Here is a 15019-nt window from a genome sequence, read left to right as displayed (position 1 = left end):
CACACTGTGGGCGTGCAATCTAAAGTTACGATATTTTTTTTAGTTACACTGCAGAAGAGAAAGACAGTACGTTGTAGCTTAAATATAAAAACCTGATATAAGCGGCATCTTTTTAAAAGAGAGCAGCAGCGTGCTGTCAATACTAAAAGACATGTTAAAATCCCTCCGAATGACCCGATTAGCCCGTATTCTATTATGAATTGGCACTCTTTTTTAGTACTTTATTAATAATGAAGTTCTTAAAGCAGACATATCTATTCAACATTCTCTTAGGTACCATGGTCTTATTAGTTTTAAGCTGCGTGGAAGACAGTGAGTCGCCGAACACAAAAAAAATGACTACGATGACGGTCACTGCTACCGCCTATAACTCAGTAGAGCGACAAACTAAAAAAGGGAATCCGTCATTAGCGGCTTGGGGAGATATCTTAGATCCCGGGGAACGCGCTATTGCCGTATCGCGCGATCTTATTGAACTAGGATTGGACCACAACGAGGAAGTAGAGATCATTGGTTTGCCCGGAACTTATATTGTAAAAGACAAGATGAACAAGCGCTGGAAAAAGAAGATAGATATCTATATGGGGCTAGATGAAGCTGCCGCCAAACAATGGGGAAAGCAACAAGTAGCAATTCGATTTAACAAAAAAGATAAACCTTATGATAAATTCTCATTACAAGAAAATGGAAAATAAAAATTGAGGTATAAAAAAAACCACCGTACGGTGGTTTTTTTTATTCGTATGCTTTTTTTAGCTCTTTTTTGGTTCGGGGAGTTTGATGAGCTGTAATACTAGTGATAGTAGAATACAAGTATACACCGTTGTAAGTACAGGTTGCGGCAAGGGATCCATTAAAAAGTGGATTCCTAGCGCTCCTACGCCAAAGGCGAATAACAAAGCTTTAAAGGTGTCGTATAATAAATGATACATGGGGATAGTTCTTTAATTATGCACTAATGGCATCGGTTCCTATATCTTCTTTTACATTATTGTAATGAAACAACAATGTCTTATAAAAGCGCAGTTGTTTCGCACCACTTTCCAAGCATCCTTTTAAGGTTTCTTCCAAATTGGTGTAGGCTACTTTTGCAGAAACGGCCTCATTAATATCGTAAAGTTTTATGGCGTCTGAACTCATAGGTTTCGAATTCCATAACATAATGGTCTGCTCGTCGTAATCGATCGTAGCATCTATGGCACCAAAGAAGAATTTGAGGAGTGATTTCTGAAAATTGTAGTATTCACTATTATGTGTTGCACAGCTTTTTGTGATAAGCTTACGCATTTCTTCCTGTACTAATTGCTCTTGATTTTTCATAACACTTGGAATTTGTTTATTAAATATACATACCCAACCTCAATAACAAGTTGTTCGAAAGCTAGTTTAGCTTCAATTTAACTCGATACAAATCAATGTGTTAAAAATTTAAGAAGTCCACTACTCGTCTGCTGTGGGAAGCCCTTCCTCTTTCCAGGCGGTGAGTCCGCCTTCAAGATCGTACACTTCGGTAAAACCCATTTCTTTTAGGATGTCTGCGGCTTTAGCACTACGTCCACCTTTTCTGCAATATACATACACCGGTTTCGATTTGTCCAGCAATTTTACCTTCTCTTCAAAATCATCGCTGGTCACACAAATGTTTTGTGAATCTTTTAAGTGACCTACCTCGTATTCTTCGGGTGTACGTACATCGAGCAACTGTAAGAGTTCATCTTGTTTTACAGCTTCGGCCATTTCTTCCGGACTTAATACAACAACCTTAGTTGCGCTGGTTTCAACACAACTTAAAACAATTCCGAAGAAAAGTCCCACCAACAATAAATGCAATGATCTCATAACGTAAAAAATTATGTGGTTTCACCTTCCCATTCGCTAAAACCTCCTAAAAGATTATAGGTTTTCTCGACACCTAAAGAGCGTAAAATTGCGCACGCCTGAGCACTACGCCCTCCCGAACGACAATACACATAATAATGCTTATCCGAATCTAAGGCTTTTGCGTCCTCCATAAATTGTGCCCCGTTGTAAATGTCCATTTGTATGGCATCAGGGATCATCCCATCGGCTACTTCTTCATCGGTTCGAACATCTAGAACAACGGCTTTGTCATCATTAGCGAGCTGCTCGCTCCATTCTTTTTGGGATAGGTCCATAGTATTAAATTTTTTCAAAAATAAGAATATCCTGTAGAACCAAATAAAAAAACCGAAAACATTAAAAACTGTTTTCGGTTTAATATAAAGTATAACGTTCTGTTACTGCTTTACACTGCAGCCTATCGCTTTTGTTTCCTTTACCGAAACTTCTTTTCCGGCCAACAATTCGTTTACGGCATTGGCTAAGAACCGGTCGGTCACAGCATCGGCATTGCGAACATTGTCGTCGATCGCGCCAATATATTTTACTACCGGATTTCCTCGCTCTTTATGCAATAGATATACATGTGGTGTTTTGGTCGCTCCGTATTTTGCGTATACGGTCTGACTCTCATCATATAGGTATGGGAATGTAAATCCGGCCGATTTTGCTTTAGCCTGCATTAATTCATAAGTGTCATCGGGTTGTACTTCCGGATTGTTCGGGTTAATGGCAATAACCGGATACCCCTTATCTTTAAATTCTTGATCAAGGTCCACAATGCGCTGTTCACTTGCCACGGCATACGGACAGGTATTACACGTAAAGATCACAATAAATCCTTTAGCGTCCGGATAATCGGATAATGAGACCATGCTACCATCCACATCTTTTAATGAAAAGTCGGTCGCAACATCGCCAATTCCATATCCCTCAGTTGCAGAATTACCAAGATCAAAGCTGCTCAAGGCAACTACTGCTACCACCGCCAAGGTAATAACGAAACTAATTTTAAATTTTTTCATACGATTTAGTGTTTAATGATTTAATGAATTGATTTTATTTCTTCGAATAATTCTTCTCGTGTAAACGATTTTTCGTAAAACCTACGTTCGTTGTTCTTATAGATTACCGTCGCCGGAATGGCACCGCTCCATTCTTCAGAAACTTTCGGGATCCAACCATTTGCATCCGGATCATCTAGTAAAACTACCTGTGATTGCAAATTACGTTTTTCCACAAAAGGTGCTACTTGGTCCTTTAATTTATCGGGGAAATCCAGACTCACCAAGATCACTTTTAGTTTATCGTCGGCGTATTGTTGGGTCACTTCCTCAAAATAAGGCAATTCCTTTATACACGGCTTGCACCAGGTGGCCCAAAAATTAACCACATAGGTCGTGTCATTCTGTTTATGGAGCCAAGGCTGTAGTTGTTCAAAATTATAGACGGGGATGTTTACTTCGGAAAGTGCTTCGGAAGCATCCTCCTTTTCAGTCTCGTTGGTGGTAGCAATATCATTCGCAACCTCCTTTTTTGTATCGGCGCATGACTGAAGCATCACTGCCATAAATAATAAAACGGCATATTTCATTGGCTAAAAATAATTAAGTAATTGCAGATATAAAACGTATTTAACACTCCTTTTAACGCATTGAAAAAGGCTTCATTGAAATCAATCATTTAAATATTTGTTAAAACAGTTTTCAGAATAAAAATTTTATATACATTTGTACATACAACAATTGTAATAACAACTATGAGTATCGAACAAGCAATCAAGTCAATTCACAAAATGGGAATCACAACTAAGTCGGTGATTAATATTATGTACACTTCCCGTTATGTTGAAGATGCCATTGTTTCAAAATTAAAACCTTATGAGATTAGCCTGCAACAATACAATGTACTACGCATCTTACGAGGACAAGGCGGCAAACCGGCAAACCTCAGCACCATTCAGGAGCGAATGGTAGATCGCAGCAGTAATACGACCCGCTTAGTAGATAAGCTTATAAAAAAAGGTTGGGCAGAGCGCTGTGTTTGTGAACACAATCGAAGAAAAGTGGAAATTACAATTACCAACAAAGGGCTGGAACTTCTTAAAGACCTTGATCCAATTACCGAACAAAACAATCGAGCTATTCTTCATAATCTTTCCGAAGAAGAACTTATTACCCTAAACACCCTTTTAGATAAACTAAGAGACAATCAATAATTAATAACATAAATCAATAACCAATGAAAACAGTAATCAAATCAGTATTAATCTTAGCGGTTGCCGTAGGCACCGTTGCATTTACAACTCCTATGAAAGAGAAAATTGAAATTAAAGAAAGTACCATCAAATGGAAAGGAAAGAAAGTACTAGGATCTCACAATGGCACCATCGACCTTCAATCGGGTTATTTCGAAATGGAAGGTGACCAATTGGTTGGTGGAAAATTTGTAGTGGACATGACCTCCATTTCAAATGAAGACTTAACGGGTGACAATCGTGCCAAGCTAGAAGGACATCTAAAAAGTGACGACTTCTTTGGTGTAAGCGACCATCCCACCGCAACCTTAGTCATCAATTCGGCAACAAAGAACGCCGACGGATATATGGTAAACGGTGATATCACGATCAAAGGCACTACACTACCTATCACTTTCGATATGGACATGGCCAATGGCATGGCAACTACCGGGTTAAAAATAGACCGTACCAAATTTGGAGTGCGCTATGGTAGTGGAAGCTTCTTCGATAACCTTGGAGACAACACCATCTCCGATAATTTCGAACTAGACATTATCTTAAAATACTAAATTCACTTACGTAGAATAAAAGCCCTCTATACTGGAGGGCTTTTTTGTTACACGATCTTTACCGAAGGTATAGAAGAACCTAATACGACCTGCTTTGAAACATTCAACCAATCTTCCAATATATTGGCATAGATACTTCTAAAGTCAACATCATAGATAAGATCTCCATTGGCATCTAACCTACTTAGATCGGGCGGCTTGTTAAATAGACCGGGCGACCTTAACGAACTACCAATAATAAAAACTTGATTGGCCGCACCATGATCGGTTCCTTTGGCAGCGTTTTCGGCCACACGGCGACCAAATTCAGAAAAAGTTAGAATTAGTGTATCCTTAAAGGTACCATTGGCTTTTAAATCTTTTACAAAAGTGGATATTGCCTCATCATATGTTTGCAACAAGGCATCTTGAGGGCCCATCTGATTGGCGTGCGTATCGAAACCACGTAAAGATGCATAATAGATCTTGGTCTCCAAGCCGGAGTTGATAAATTCGGAAATGGTCTTTAATTGTTTTCCAAATTGCGAATTACCATAAGAAAACTTCGACTCGAATACGCGAGATTTTTCATAAATATAGGCTGCAGACTGCTTTGCATCGATTAGGGTTTGATACAAATACCCCATATTGTGTTCACTTAAATGCGTCGCATCGTGATGCTTAATCACTTTCGAAAAATAAGGATCCCTAGCAATTCGCTGCAATAAGGTGGCATCTTTGGTCACGATCCCGTTTTTAGTAGCTCCTTTCATGATCGTAGATAACGAGCTGCCAACTTCAATAGCATCGTGAGGCGCATTGCCATATGCATCCAAATACCTCCCTATCCAACCGTCTGTAACGTATTCATCGGCGGCACTAGCCGTATGCCAGATATCGCTCGATCGAAAATGCGAACGGTTGGGGTTGGGATAGCCTACGTTATTCACTACACTCAAAACACCCTGATCGTATAAGGTCTTTATTCCCTTTAAATTTTTATGAAAACCCAACGTGTCATTAACAGGCAACACATCTTTCTTTTTGATCGCGATCGTGGGACGATTTCGATAGTAGATATCGTTGGTAAAAGGCACCAAAGTGTTCAATCCGTCATTACCACCGGCCAATTGTATCACCAATAGGCGTTTAACACCCTTTGGAATGCTAATTTCGCCATCCATTGCGTTCAAAAAATTAGGAACGAATAGTGCACTACTGGCTAAAGCCGAACGTTTTATAAAATCGCGTCGTTTCATATACATTAGGTTAATTGAAATTCTGGCAACGACATTAACTGCAAACAAAAGTCTTTACGTGATGACCGCTGTTGTTGTAGCAATGTGCGTGTTCCATGGGTTAACGGGCGTGCCAACACAGCTGTCACGAATTCTTCCGAAGACATAGTACCATACACCTCTTCAAACCGCTCCCAATCGTGCATTACTTGCAAACGATTGCCAAAAGGCTTTCTTTTTATACCCCAACTATTATTTTCCATAGGAACCCTACCATCACCTAATAAAATAGCGGGCAGTTTCAAACGTATCAACATGGTATTGGTGTCGATCCAACTTTTACCTCCCTCCCAGCCTGCTACATTAGGTGGTTGCAATAATTGTTGTCCGGTAATGCGTTGAATATACACCGCTTCTTTTTCTCCATTAAATTCAAAAGGCACGATGCGATACATACTCGAAAGCAGATCTATGGGTGATTTTATCTTGTTCCCCATATTAACTGCTTCATAAAACCAATCGGCTGTAAACATATAATACAGTGCTGCCTTGATATCATAATCTTGGTAAAAGACATCGGTCAATGCTTCAACATGGGTTTCGTTAATTTTTTCATTCACAAAATAGCGATACAATTTCTCTGAAATGTAACGAGCGCATTGGCGTTGTTTACAAATGATATTTATAATGTCGTCTCCGTGTAACGTATTGTTCCAACCCATAAACGATTTCATTCCGAAGTCATGCTGCCTTTTCCGAAGGCGAAATCGGCCGTCCAAATGAAAAGAATACCCTGTAAAAGCACGTGCTGCTTCTTTAATATCTACTTCGGAATAATTTCCCACTCCTAATGTGAACAACTCTAATAGTTCACGTGCAAAATTTTCATTGGGTTGGTCTTTTTTGTTGTGATTCGTATCGAGATACCGCATCATTGCTGGTTCCTTGGAAACCGCCGATACAAATTCTCTAAAGTTACCAAGCGCATGCTTCCGAAGTAATTCGTTAAATTGATACATGTACAACACCACATTATCTTTGCATACAAACACATTGGCCCAAAAGAGGGTCATACGCTCGTTCAATGCTTCGGAAGGATTACAAATACGTTCAAACCATGCTTTGTTCAAGTCAAATTGCAAGTCCTTGTTTTGACGCACCACATTTTTGAAATTCGAGTATTTTGGGCTGGGATTATTCGCAAAAAAAGTATGGTACGCACTTAGATCTAACGGAAGCGGTGAAACAGCAGCAGAAGCTTGAAACAGCTTCGTCACGACTTCTTCTCGTGATAAAGGGCGCAATGGCGCAACATCTTTAGGTGAAATACCGAAGCCGGCACGTCGATACAAATGATAGATTTCTGCAACTTCCATACAAGTATAGGACTAAAAATTATGCCAAAAGTTTGAAGCTGCTTTTTTAAGAAAAATTTTGCTTGACTTTTTCAACACAATACCTATATTTGAAACCAAATTGAAAACAACACATACACATACATGGTGGTGGATCTCCTTACGTCGAACGTCGTGAGTTAAAGCACTATGGTATTATCTATACAAAGGCTTGTCTTTCACGACAAGCTTTTTTTTTGATTATTATTTTATGAAATACAACTTAAAGACATATTCTAAAAAACTACTGGCCGATACCCTTACGCCGGTTTCGGTCTATTTACGGCTTCGCGATAAATTCCCGAATAGTTTGTTGCTGGAGAGCAGTGATTACCGTGCTAACGACAACACCTTCAGTTATATTTGTTGCAATCCAATTGCTTCTATCAAAATTGAAAACGAACAGATCGTCGAAAAATTTCCGGATGGCAAAACCTTGCAAACCGACCTTTCCGAAGCCATTCACGTACCAACCATTTTAGAAAAATTCGCAGGTTCGTTTTCTTCGGAAGAAGCCAATGTAAAATTTATTAATAATGGCCTTTTTGGTTATATGGCTTACGATGCGGTGCGTTATTACGAATCGATCTCACTTCAGAAAAAAGAAGGAAGTCTCGGCATTCCCGATGTATACTATGCCGTGTATCAAAATATTATCGCCATTAATCACTTTAATAATGAGGCGTATCTATTTTGTCACACCTACGACGGCGAGAACAACATCCCGTACATAGAACAATTACTTCGTTCTAAGAACTTTTCGGAATACGCTTTTCAAACCAAGGGCGATGCTGAAACCAACATAACCGACTCCGATTTTAAAGCATTGGTTGCTAAATGCAAGGAACACTGTAACCGTGGCGATGTGTTTCAAATCGTACCAAGCAAACGATTTTCACAAGAATTTACCGGAGACGAGTTCAATGTCTATCGTGCACTAAGAAGTATCAATCCGTCGCCTTATTTGTTCTATTTCGATTACAGCAACTTTAAGATCTTTGGAAGTTCCCCGGAAGCACAATTGGTAGTAAATGGAGACCGTGCAGAGATACATCCCATTGCGGGTACCTTTAAAAGGACCGGAAACGATGAGGCCGATGCTCAATTGGCAAAACAATTGGCAACCGATACAAAAGAAAACAGTGAACATGTGATGCTGGTGGATCTGGCGCGAAATGACCTAAGCCGCCACGGGCGTGACGTGCAAGTGGAAACCTATAGAGAAGTTCAGTTCTTTTCACATGTCATCCATCTAGTAAGCAAGGTAACCGCTACAAAACATGCAGACACGGCGACCATGCAGATCGTGGCAGACACCTTCCCCGCCGGCACCTTGAGTGGAGCGCCTAAACACAAAGCAATGCAACTTCTAGAGAAGTATGAAAATATCTCCAGAGAATTTTATGGAGGTGCTATTGGTTTTATGGATTTTAACGGCAACTTCAATCATGCCATCATTATTCGATCTTTTGTGAGTAAGGACCATACCCTTCATTATCAAGCTGGGGCCGGTGTGGTTTCTGAAAGTGATGAAGAAAACGAATTACAAGAAGTGTATAATAAGTTGGGAGCGCTTACCAAAGCCCTCGAACTAGCAGAAAAAATGTAGGAATGAAAATATTAGTAATAGACAACTACGACAGTTTTGTGTACAATCTTGTGCACTACTTGGAAGAGCTGGATTGTGAGGTAACCGTAAAAAGGAACGACCGTTTTACCATAGAGGAAGTGGAAGCTTATGACAAAATCCTTTTGTCTCCCGGACCCGGGATCCCAGATGAAGCCGGACTGCTAAAAAAAGTAATAGAAACCTATGCCACTTCAAAACCAATTTTAGGTGTTTGTTTAGGGCAACAGGCCATTGGAGAAGTCTTTGGGGGAAGTATTATTAATCTAAAGGAAGTGTTTCACGGCGTAGCGACCAAAGCGACCATTCTTTCGAAGGACGAATCACTCTTTAAAGGATTGGACGATGAAATTGAGATAGGCAGATACCATTCTTGGGTGGTGAACAAAGAAGACCTACCGGAAGTATTAGAGGTTACATCTATTGATGAGAACGGACAGATCATGTCGCTTAGACACAAACTCTATGATGTTAAGGGAGTGCAATTTCACCCGGAAAGTGTACTCACTCCCAAGGGAAAACAAATTATTAAGAACTGGGTAGAAAGCAACTAAACAGTAGCGAACACAATATGAAACAAATTTTAAATAGATTAATAAATCACGAAAAACTCTCCAGCAAAGAGGCGCGAGATGTGTTGATCGCTATTAGTGAGGGTCGATATAACGAAAGTGAGATCGCAGCATTCTTAACGGTCTACATGATGCGAAACGTTGGTTTGGAAGAACTAGAAGGCTTTCGAGATGCCTTGCTTGATCTGTGCCTTTCGATCGATGTCTCCGAATACAACACCATCGATCTGTGTGGAACCGGCGGGGATGGTAAGAACACATTCAATATTTCTACACTCGCTTCTTTTGTAACTGCCGGAGCCGGTGTTATGGTAACCAAACATGGAAACTATGGTGTTTCTTCGGTAAGTGGAAGTAGTAATGTGATGGAACAACTCGGCATTCATTTTAGTAACAATGAAGATTTCCTTAAACAATGTTTGGATGAAGCAGGTATCTGTGTGTTGCATGCCCCATTGTTTCACCCGGCAATGAAGAACGTAGCTCCTATTCGTCGTTCATTGGGCGTAAAGACTTTTTTCAACATGCTCGGCCCCATGGTGAATCCGGCATTCCCAAAAAATCAATTGGTGGGCGTTTTCGATCTGGAGTTGGCACGTATGTACGGCTATTTATACCAAAAAAGCAAACGAAATTATGCCGTGCTTCATGCCATCGACGGCTACGATGAGATCTCATTGACCGGTCCTGTAAAAATTATTTCAAGAGCTTCAGAACACATGTTCCAACCAAAAGATTTGGGACTACGCACTATAGAACCGCAAGAGATCCATGGCGGTGACACAGTACCCGAGTCGGCAGAGATCTTTCAGAAAATATTAAAAGGCAAAGGTTCGGAAGCACAGAACAACGTAGTATGTGCGAACGCCGGATTAGCGATAGCCGTAGCCCAACAGATCACTATGGAGGACGGATTTAAAAAGGCGCAACTATCCTTAGCATCTGGACAAGCCTTAAAAAGTTTAGAAAAACTACAACAACTCAGTAAAGCAGCACAATGACCATTTTAGATAAAATAACAGCCTATAAACGGCATGAAGTTGCTGCGAAAAAAGCAGCATTTCCGCAAGCGCTTTTAGAACAGTCCTCTTTTTTCGACCGTCCTACGAGATCACTTTCTGAAGCCTTGCGCAACGACGCTTTTGGTATCATCGCAGAACACAAACGACGGTCTCCCAGCAGATCGGTTATCAACGACAAAGTGCAAGTCCAAGAAGTTGCTAGTGGCTATGAGAACGCGGGCGCAAGTGGAATGTCGGTCCTTACCGACACCAACTTTTTTGGTGGTTCATTAGACGACCTGTTATTAGCCCGCAGCGCAACTTCCTTTCCTTTACTTCGGAAGGAATTTATCATCGATCCTTATCAGATCTACGAAGCTAAAGCCTATGGCGCCGATGCAATTTTATTAATTGCCGCTTGCCTTACTGAAACAGAGTTGCGCGCCTTTTCAACCCTAGCCACCAATCTCAATCTAGAAGTGTTACTCGAAGTTCATAATGAAGAGGAATTACAGCGCTCTTTACTGCCAACTGTCACCATGCTGGGTGTAAACAATCGAAACCTCAAAACATTCGAAGTATCTATTGCGACCAGTAAAGACTTGTCACAACAAATTCCGTCAGACTTTGTAAAGATTTCGGAAAGCGGAATAAGTTCCATCGACACCATAAAGGAACTGCACACCTATGGCTATCAAGGCTTTTTGATTGGTGAAACATTTATGAAAGGAAGTGACCCCGGAACTGAGGCAGCTGAATTTATCAAAAAATTAAAGGCATGAAACCGAAACTAAAGATCTGTGGAATAAAAGTAAACCCCGAAGAGGTCGCCTCACTGCAGCCCGATTATATGGGGTATATCTTCTTTGATGGTTCGCCTCGCAACTACGACCTCGACACACCAAAACCTATCGAAAAGATCAAAAAAGTGGGGGTTTTCGTAAATAGCTCAGCGTTAAAAATACTGGATAAAGTACAACAGTTCGATCTGGATGTTGTGCAACTGCATGGAGAAGAATCGGTAGATTTTTGTAAAAAGCTTTCCGCAGTAATAAAAGAGAACAGTGCACAACTTCCGAAGAAAAAAATAGAGATCTGGAAAGTATTTAGTATAGCCGATAGCTTCGATTTTTCAACCATAACGTGTTACGAAGAACTAGTAGACAAGTTTTTGTTCGACACCAAAGGACCCGAAAAAGGAGGTAACGGTTATGCATTCGATTGGAAAATCTTAAACGAGTACAGCTCGAAAAAACCATTTATTTTGAGCGGTGGTATCGGCCTTGAAGGGATCGAGCAGTTACGACAGATCCTAAAGACCGATCTTCCAATCTATGCGATCGACGTGAACAGCCGCTTCGAAAGTAAACCCGGACTCAAAGAAATTCCAAAACTCAAACAGTTTATCGACCAACTATACGCTGAACATTAAAGAAAAAATATGACAACCTACAACGTAAACGAAAATGGATACTACGGCGAATTTGGCGGCGCCTACATCCCCGAAATGCTCTATCCCAATGTAGAAGAACTGCGTAAAACCTATTTGCAGATCATGCGTGAACCCTCCTTTCAAAAAGAGTTCAGATCACTTCTTAGAGAATATGTTGGGCGCCCTACGCCGCTCTACTTTGCAAAACGGTTTTCAGAAAAATACAACACCAAAGTATATTTAAAACGCGAAGATCTTTGTCATACGGGTGCACATAAAGTTAATAATACCATCGGGCAGATCTTACTTGCCAAACGACTCAACAAAACAAGGATCATCGCCGAGACCGGTGCCGGACAACACGGTGTTGCCACCGCAACCGTTTGCGCCCTTATGGGGATGGAGTGCATCGTCTATATGGGTGCTGTCGACATCGAACGCCAAGCCCCCAATGTAGCCCGAATGAAAATGCTGGGAGCTACGGTGATCCCTGCAACCAGTGGCAGCAAGACACTAAAAGATGCAACCAATGAAGCCATTCGCGATTGGATCAACAACCCTGTGGACACGCACTATATTATTGGAAGCGTGGTAGGGCCGCATCCCTATCCCGATATGGTTGCCCGCTTTCAAAGCATTATTTCCGAAGAAATTAAAAAACAATTAATGGAAAAAGAAGGTGTCGAAAACCCCGCTTACGTTGTGGCCTGTGTAGGTGGCGGAAGCAATGCGGCCGGCGCTTATTACCATTATCTCGACGACCCTTCGGTGGGGATCATCGCTGTAGAGGCTGCCGGCAAAGGCGTTGAAAGCGGTGAGAGTGCTGCCACTTCGGCCCTAGGCAAGATCGGGATCATTCACGGGAGCAAGACCTTGCTCATGCAAACCGACGATGGGCAAATTACCGAGCCCTATTCGATCTCTGCCGGACTCGATTATCCGGGTGTTGGACCCATGCACGCACATTTGTTCGCGAGTGGTCGTGGTGAGTTCATCTCGGTCACCGATGCCGATGCCATGCAGGCGGGACTCCAACTTAGCAAGCTCGAAGGCATCATCCCGGCCATAGAGACCAGTCATGCGCTGGCAATTTTCAACGATCGAAAATTTAAACCGGAAGATATTGTGGTCGTTAATCTTAGCGGTCGCGGCGACAAAGACTTAAACACCTATATCGATTATTTTAATTTTTAATGAGGCGTTCCCGCCTTCGGCGGGCGGGCTTTCGGCTATATCTCTTTCCTGCTGCGAAAGCAGCGAAAAAGAGGATGCCGCCTCAACAAGCCTGCCGCAGGCAGGTCCCTAACGCAATTCAAAGTATATGAATAGAATTCAAAAAAAACTTTCAGAAAACAAAAAACTGCTGTCTATTTACTTTACAGCCGGCTATCCGTCCCTAGAAGACACCGTACCTATCCTCACCAAATTGCAAGAATCCGGTGTGGATATGGTCGAAATTGGTCTGCCGTTCAGTGATCCCCTTGCCGATGGCCCTACCATTCAACAGAGTTCCACACAAGCACTTCAAAACGGAATGACCACCCACCGTTTGTTCGATCAATTAAAGAACATACGCAACACCATAGACATTCCATTGTTGCTTATGGGCTACTTTAATCCGGTACTGCAATACGGCGTCGAAGCCTTTTGCAAACGGTGTAAGGAAATTGGCATCGACGGACTCATACTACCGGATCTGCCTTTAGCAGAATACCAAAGGCATTATAAGGCGACCTTCGAAAAGTTCGATCTCAATATCATTTTCTTGATCACCCCACAAACTCCGGATGCCAGAATTCGAGAGATCGATAACGCCTCCAACGGATTTATCTATATGGTCAGTAGCGCGAGTACTACAGGGTCAAAAACCGGTTTTGGCGATGCACAAACACAGTATTTCGATCGAATTGCCAAGATGAATTTAAAAAATCCATGTATTGTTGGCTTCGGAATAAAAGATGCAACGACATTTAAAATGGCAACTAAAAAAGCCAAAGGTGCGATTATTGGAAGTGCTTTTATTAAAATGCTAACCCAAAAAGGAGTGGATGGGATTAGCTCCTTTATTAACACAATTCGCTAAGTTTAACCCTTATTTAGCAAGGCGTTAATACTATTTATGATTCATATTAAGTACTTTGTTGTTGAATCATAAAAACTAGAATTATGGACAAGAAGTTTGAAAGAAAGACAGAACAAAAGGATCCTACAAATCCTTCTCCCAATACAAATCAAAAAACAAATAGTTTCGATATAGAGGAAAAAACTATTAAGAAACAACAAAATAAAAAGTAATGGGAAAGGGCGATAAAAAAACAAAACGTGGTAAAATTATTTTAGGAACTTTTGGTAAGTTGCGTCCACGTAGAAAAAAGTTTAGTCTGCGCCCAAAAACAATTAAAGGCAACCAACCCAAAGGCTCTTAATAACTTTTAATGTAAATAAAAACCCCCTTGACAGTGTCAAGGGGGTTTTCTTTTGGTTGGTTATTATTCGAGTTTTACTCGATGATCAAACGTTTTACAACGCTTGCGTCTTGACTGGTTATTTGAACCATGTATACTCCTGATGATAATGTAGACACATCGATACTACGCTCTCCTTGCATGTTGCTAAGGTCGGTTGTACTAATGAGCTTACCATTTACATCATAGATCACAGCGCTGTCTAATAGCACATTCGAGCTGTTGGCGATCGTCACTTGGTTTGTAGCCGGGTTCGGATACATTACAATGGCAGTGTTAAGTGCATTGTCTTCTACACCAAGGATACTCTCTACGGTAAGTTCGAACGTACACGTAGCTAAGTTACCATACTCGTCTTCTGCTGTTAGGGTCACTGTATAGGTACCATCTCCTATCAAGTCTCCTGCAGGAGGGTCTTGAGTAGTAAGTACCACAGGATCGGTACAGTTGTCTGTAGCCGTTGCTTCCCCTGTAGCGAAGTAATCTGGCACTTCATAGAACAAGTTTCCTTCTCCCGGATCAACTGTTTGGTCTGCCGGACAGGTAAGTACCGGAGCCAAGTTGTCTACCACAGTGATCATAGAAGTACAAGCTGCAATGTTTCCACTGGCATCACTTGCAAAGACCATGGCCGTGATAGGTG

General features: G+C 41.3%; 21 protein-coding genes. 12 read left to right on the top strand and 9 right to left on the bottom strand.

Going from position 1 to position 15019, the window contains the following annotated elements:
- The first annotated feature begins 230 nt into the window (after positions 1-230).
- Complete coding sequence (locus DWA30_RS11995) at positions 231-695, top strand: RlpA-like double-psi beta-barrel domain-containing protein (RefSeq protein ID WP_245933910.1); 465 nt, start codon at positions 231-233, stop codon at positions 693-695.
- 57 nt (positions 696-752) lie between these two features.
- Here the strand turns inward: DWA30_RS11995 and DWA30_RS13205 are convergent, their stop codons facing one another.
- The 6 genes from DWA30_RS13205 to DWA30_RS11970 form a co-directional block, all read right to left on the bottom strand.
- Complete coding sequence (locus DWA30_RS13205) at positions 753-932, bottom strand: hypothetical protein (RefSeq protein ID WP_136073198.1); 180 nt, start codon at positions 930-932, stop codon at positions 753-755.
- 16 nt (positions 933-948) lie between these two features.
- On the bottom strand, positions 949-1320 hold the full coding sequence (locus DWA30_RS11990; RefSeq protein WP_114492783.1) for a hypothetical protein: 372 nt from the start codon (positions 1318-1320) through the stop codon (positions 949-951).
- A 120-nt stretch (positions 1321-1440) separates the two neighbouring features.
- Positions 1441-1839 (bottom strand): rhodanese-like domain-containing protein, encoded by a 399-nt coding sequence (locus DWA30_RS11985; RefSeq protein WP_114492782.1) that lies wholly within the window; start codon positions 1837-1839, stop codon positions 1441-1443.
- 11 nt (positions 1840-1850) lie between these two features.
- Positions 1851-2156, bottom strand: coding sequence for a rhodanese-like domain-containing protein (locus DWA30_RS11980; RefSeq protein WP_114492781.1), 306 nt, complete (start codon positions 2154-2156; stop codon positions 1851-1853).
- 102 nt (positions 2157-2258) lie between these two features.
- Positions 2259-2885 carry a thioredoxin family protein gene (locus DWA30_RS11975; protein WP_114492780.1) on the bottom strand — a complete coding sequence of 209 codons (627 nt, stop codon included), beginning with the start codon at positions 2883-2885 and terminating at the stop codon, positions 2259-2261.
- Positions 2886-2905: 20 nt separating this feature from the next.
- Entirely contained in the window at positions 2906-3454 is a 549-nt protein-coding gene (locus DWA30_RS11970) for a TlpA family protein disulfide reductase (RefSeq protein ID WP_114492779.1), read from the bottom strand.
- 165 nt (positions 3455-3619) lie between these two features.
- On the opposite strand from DWA30_RS11970, the gene DWA30_RS11965 reads away from it, so the two are divergent.
- Complete coding sequence (locus DWA30_RS11965; protein WP_114492778.1) at positions 3620-4078, top strand: MarR family winged helix-turn-helix transcriptional regulator; 459 nt, start codon at positions 3620-3622, stop codon at positions 4076-4078.
- Between the two features lie 23 nt (positions 4079-4101).
- On the top strand, positions 4102-4668 hold the full coding sequence (locus tag DWA30_RS11960) for a YceI family protein (RefSeq protein WP_114492777.1): 567 nt from the start codon (positions 4102-4104) through the stop codon (positions 4666-4668).
- 47 nt (positions 4669-4715) lie between these two features.
- Here the strand turns inward: DWA30_RS11960 and DWA30_RS11955 are convergent, their stop codons facing one another.
- Together DWA30_RS11955 and DWA30_RS11950 are read right to left on the bottom strand one after the other, a co-directional pair.
- Positions 4716-5906 (bottom strand): DUF1501 domain-containing protein, encoded by a 1191-nt coding sequence (locus DWA30_RS11955; protein WP_114492800.1) that lies wholly within the window; start codon positions 5904-5906, stop codon positions 4716-4718.
- A gap of 5 nt (positions 5907-5911) precedes the next feature.
- A complete protein-coding gene (locus DWA30_RS11950) occupies positions 5912-7261 on the bottom strand; it encodes a DUF1800 domain-containing protein (RefSeq protein WP_114492776.1) in 1350 nt (449 codons plus the stop codon).
- A 229-nt stretch (positions 7262-7490) separates the two neighbouring features.
- Here DWA30_RS11950 and DWA30_RS11945 point away from each other — a divergent pair, with 229 nt between their 5' ends.
- The 9 genes from DWA30_RS11945 to DWA30_RS11910 all read left to right on the top strand — a co-directional run bounded on the left by DWA30_RS11945 (position 7491) and on the right by DWA30_RS11910 (position 14337).
- Positions 7491-8888, top strand: a complete 1398-nt coding sequence (locus DWA30_RS11945; protein ID WP_114492775.1) for an anthranilate synthase component I family protein — start codon at positions 7491-7493, stop codon at positions 8886-8888.
- Positions 8889-8890: 2 nt separating this feature from the next.
- Positions 8891-9460 carry an anthranilate synthase component II gene (locus DWA30_RS11940; protein ID WP_114492774.1) on the top strand — a complete coding sequence of 190 codons (570 nt, stop codon included), beginning with the start codon at positions 8891-8893 and terminating at the stop codon, positions 9458-9460.
- A 17-nt stretch (positions 9461-9477) separates the two neighbouring features.
- Positions 9478-10479 (top strand): anthranilate phosphoribosyltransferase, encoded by a 1002-nt coding sequence (trpD, locus tag DWA30_RS11935; RefSeq protein ID WP_114492773.1) that lies wholly within the window; start codon positions 9478-9480, stop codon positions 10477-10479.
- A complete protein-coding gene (gene trpC, locus DWA30_RS11930) occupies positions 10476-11261 on the top strand; it encodes an indole-3-glycerol phosphate synthase TrpC (RefSeq protein WP_114492772.1) in 786 nt (261 codons plus the stop codon). Before trpD ends, trpC begins: the two co-directional genes overlap by 4 nt.
- Entirely contained in the window at positions 11258-11911 is a 654-nt protein-coding gene (locus tag DWA30_RS11925) for a phosphoribosylanthranilate isomerase (RefSeq protein WP_114492771.1), read from the top strand. The genes trpC and DWA30_RS11925 overlap by 4 nt, the downstream gene beginning before the upstream one ends.
- Positions 11912-11920: 9 nt before the next feature.
- The gene (trpB, locus tag DWA30_RS11920; RefSeq protein ID WP_114492770.1) at positions 11921-13105 is read left to right on the top strand and encodes a tryptophan synthase subunit beta; all 1185 of its coding nucleotides are present in this window, start codon (positions 11921-11923) and stop codon (positions 13103-13105) included.
- A gap of 127 nt (positions 13106-13232) precedes the next feature.
- On the top strand, positions 13233-13994 hold the full coding sequence (trpA, locus tag DWA30_RS11915) for a tryptophan synthase subunit alpha (RefSeq protein WP_114492769.1): 762 nt from the start codon (positions 13233-13235) through the stop codon (positions 13992-13994).
- 83 nt (positions 13995-14077) lie between these two features.
- Positions 14078-14206, top strand: a complete 129-nt coding sequence (locus tag DWA30_RS13535) for a hypothetical protein (RefSeq protein WP_262510099.1) — start codon at positions 14078-14080, stop codon at positions 14204-14206.
- Positions 14206-14337, top strand: a complete 132-nt coding sequence (locus tag DWA30_RS11910; RefSeq protein WP_114492768.1) for a 30S ribosomal protein THX — start codon at positions 14206-14208, stop codon at positions 14335-14337. Before DWA30_RS13535 ends, DWA30_RS11910 begins: the two co-directional genes overlap by 1 nt.
- 74 nt (positions 14338-14411) lie before the next feature.
- Here the strand turns inward: DWA30_RS11910 and DWA30_RS11905 are convergent.
- The coding region (locus DWA30_RS11905) for a T9SS type A sorting domain-containing protein (RefSeq protein WP_114492767.1) at positions 14412-15019 on the bottom strand (608 nt) is incomplete at its 5' end.

The sequence above is a fragment of the Candidatus Ulvibacter alkanivorans genome, assembly GCF_003333325.1.
Lineage (GTDB): Bacteria > Bacteroidota > Bacteroidia > Flavobacteriales > Flavobacteriaceae > Ulvibacter_A > Ulvibacter_A alkanivorans.
The sequence above is the reverse complement of the archived record's forward strand: the minus strand, read 5'-3'. Positions and strand labels throughout refer to the sequence as shown.